The sequence below is a fragment of the Streptomyces sp. SID1328 genome (genome assembly GCF_009865595.1).
Lineage (GTDB): Bacteria > Actinomycetota > Actinomycetes > Streptomycetales > Streptomycetaceae > Streptomyces > Streptomyces griseoluteus.
Genome location: NZ_WWKH01000892.1, coordinates 1 through 3,291 on the forward strand (window position 1 = coordinate 1; position 3,291 = coordinate 3,291).

General features: G+C 69.5%; 1 protein-coding gene and 1 pseudogene. Both read right to left on the minus strand.

Features of this window, described 5'->3' with window-relative positions; genetic code table 11:
- Positions 1-253: 253 nt before the first annotated feature.
- Complete coding sequence (locus GT030_RS28710) at positions 254-2,128, minus strand: AMP-dependent synthetase/ligase (protein ID WP_161203579.1); 1,875 nt, start codon at positions 2,126-2,128, stop codon at positions 254-256.
- A 292-nt stretch (positions 2,129-2,420) separates the two neighbouring features.
- Positions 2,421-3,291 (minus strand): annotated as a pseudogene (locus GT030_RS28715) (elongation factor 4); the annotation flags it as partial.

Consider the following 3,291-nt stretch of genomic DNA (forward strand, 5'->3'; position numbering starts at 1 on the left):
CTCGGCGAGCGGACGCGTGCCGGAGGGCGCCGGCGCCTCGTCCGCCCCGGCGCCGCCCCACCGCTGCACGGGTATGGCCGCCATGTCCATGCGGCCAGGGTGACAGACAGGCGGGACGCATAAGCACCGAGTCACCGAAGTGAACGCTCGTGACGGCGAACTGTGCTACCGCCCGGCCAGAACACGGTCAATTCCGGTCATGGCCGAAAGAGAACCCACCGGGGCGGCCGAAAACCACCCCGGCGGGTGTTGCTCACGCCTCGCGGGCCCCGTTGTACATCTCGTCGATCAGGCCCTTGTACTCCCGCTCGACCACCGGCCGCTTCAGCTTCAGGCTCGGCGTGATCTCGCCGTGCTCCACGTCGAGGTCGCGCGGCAGCAGCCGGAACTTCTTGATGGTCTGCCAGCGCTGCAGCCCCTCGTTGAGCTGCTTCACGAACCCGTCGACCAGCTCGACGGTCTGCGGCGCGGCCACCACCTCGGCGTACGACTTGCCCTCCAGGCCGTTCTCGGCGGCCCACTGGAGGATCGCGGCCTCGTCGAGCGCGATGAGGGCGGTGCAGTAGTTCCGGTCGGCGCCGTGCACCAGGATGTTGGAGACGTAGGGGCAGACCGCCTTGAACTGGCCCTCGACCTCGGCGGGCGCCACGTACTTGCCGCCCGAGGTCTTGATGAGGTCCTTCTTGCGGTCGGTGATGCGCAGATAGCCGTCGGCGGACAGCTCGCCGATGTCGCCGGTGTGGAACCAGCCGTCGGACTCGAGCACCTCGGCGGTCTTCTCGGGCTGCTGGTGGTAGCCCTCCATGACGCCGGGGCCGCGCAGCAGGATCTCGCCGTCGTCCGCGATGCGCACCTCGCAGCCGGGCAGCGGCTTGCCGACCGTGCCGGTGCGGTAGGCCTCGCCGGGGTTCACGAAGGAGGCGGCGGAGGTCTCGGTGAGGCCGTACCCCTCCAGGATGTGGATGCCGGCGCCGGCGAAGAAGTAACCGATCTCGGGTGCGAGGGCGGAGGCGCCGGAGACGCAGGCGCGCAGCCTGCCGCCGAACGCCTCGCGCAGCTTGCCGTAGACCAGGGCGTCGGCGGCCTTGTGCTTGGCGGCCAGCGCGAACGGCACGGAGGCGGTGCCGGTGCGGCGGAAGCTGTCCTGGGACGCCTTGGCGTACTCGCGGGCGACCTCGGCGGCCCACTGGAAGATCTTGTACTTGGCCGCGCCGCCCTTGCGGGCCTTGGCGGCGACGCCGTTGTAGACCTTCTCGAAGATGCGCGGCACGGCGGCCATGTAGGTCGGCCGGACCACGGGCAGGTTCTCGATGATCTTGTCCACCCGGCCGTCGACCGCGGTGACGTGGCCGACCTCGATCTGGCCGGAGGTGAGGACCTTGCCGAAAACGTGGGCGAGCGGCAGCCAGAGGTACTGCACGTCGTCGGCGGAGACCAGGTCGGTCGAGCCGATGGCCCGCGCCATGTAGGCCCAGTTGTCGTGCGGCAACCGCACGCCCTTGGGGCGACCGGTGGTGCCGGAGGTGTAGATGAGGGTGGCGAGCTGCTCGCGGGTGATCGCGCCGACCCGCTCCTTGATCAGCTCGGGGTGCTGCTCCAGGTAGGCGGTGCCGCGCTTCTCCAGCTCGGCGAGGGTGATCACCCAGTCGCCCGTCTCGGCGCCCGCCGGGTCGATCACGACGACCTTGGTCAGCGCGGGCAGCTCGGCCCGCCGCTCCAGCGCCTTGGCGACCTGCGCGGCGTCCTCCGCGATCAGCACCCGGCTCTCGGAGTCGGACAGGATGAACGACGACTCGTCGGCGTTGGTCTGCGGATAGACGGTGGTGGTGGCACCGCCCGCGCACATGATGCCGAGGTCGGCCAGAATCCACTCGACGCGGGTCGAGGAGGCGAGCGCCACCCGCTGCTCGGACTCGATCCCCAGCTCGATCAGGCCGGCCGCGATCGCGTACACCCGCTCCGCCGCCTGGCCCCAGGTCAGCGACCGCCACTCGTCGGGGCCCTGGCCGGAGGCCACCGGTACCGGGTACCGGTACGCCTCGGCGTCCGGTGTGGCCGCCACGCGCTCCAGGAAGAGGGCCGCCACGGACGGCGGACGGTTCTCGATCAGGGTCTGTGTGTCGCTCACGACATCCTCCGGGGCCCGCGACGGTGCGGCTGACTCGGTGCGGCTGGGTGGACTCACGCTGGTTCTAAGCTGTGGTTCGAAGCTGTTGTTTAACCCGCGAGTAACTAGCGAGCAGGGATCAGGGTAAGGGGCGACCGGCCACCGCGTAAGAGGCCACGGCCTGTCACTTCGCACCGGAACCCCATCGAGATCCGCCCCCCGGCGGCCCTCCGTACGAGCGGGGGCCCGCCGTACGTGTGTACGGCGGGCCCCACTTTGCCCGTTTCGCTCCGACAACTCGGCGCGTCCGGGGCTACTTCTTGCCCTTGCCCGAGCTTCCGGCGCCGTCGTCGCTGGAGAGCACCGCGATGAACGCCTCCTGGGGAACCTCCACGGAACCCACCATCTTCATCCGCTTCTTGCCCTCCTTCTGCTTCTCCAGCAGCTTCCGCTTACGGGAGATGTCACCGCCGTAGCACTTGGCGAGGACGTCCTTGCGGATGGCGCGGATGGTCTCGCGGGCGATGACCCGCGAACCGATGGCGGCCTGGATCGGCACCTCGAACGCCTGCCGCGGGATCAGCTCGCGCAGCTTGGCGACGAGCCGGACCCCGTAGGCGTACGCCTGGTCCTTGTGGGTGACCGCCGAGAAGGCGTCCACCTTGTCGCCGTGCAGCAGGATGTCGACCTTGACCAGGGAGCTGCTCTGCTCGCCCGTGGGCTCGTAGTCCAGGGAGGCGTAGCCACGGGTCTTGGACTTGAGCTGGTCGAAGAAGTCGAACACGATCTCCGCGAGCGGCAGCGTGTAGCGGATCTCGACCCGGTCCTCGGAGAGGTAGTCCATGCCGAGCAGGGTGCCGCGCCGGGTCTGGCACAGCTCCATGATCGAGCCGATGAACTCGGACGGCGCGAGGATCGTGGCGCGCACGACCGGCTCGTACACGTCCGCGATCTTGCCCTCGGGGAACTCGCTGGGGTTGGTCACCGTGTGCTCGGTGCCGTCCTCCATGACCACGCGGTAGACCACGTTGGGCGCGGTGGCGATGAGGTCGAGGCCGAACTCGCGCTCCAGCCGCTCCCGGATCACGTCCAGGTGCAGCAGACCGAGGAAGCCGACGCGGAAACCGAAGCCGAGGGCGGCGGAGGTCTCCGGCTCGTAGACCAGGGCGGCGTCGTTGAGCTGG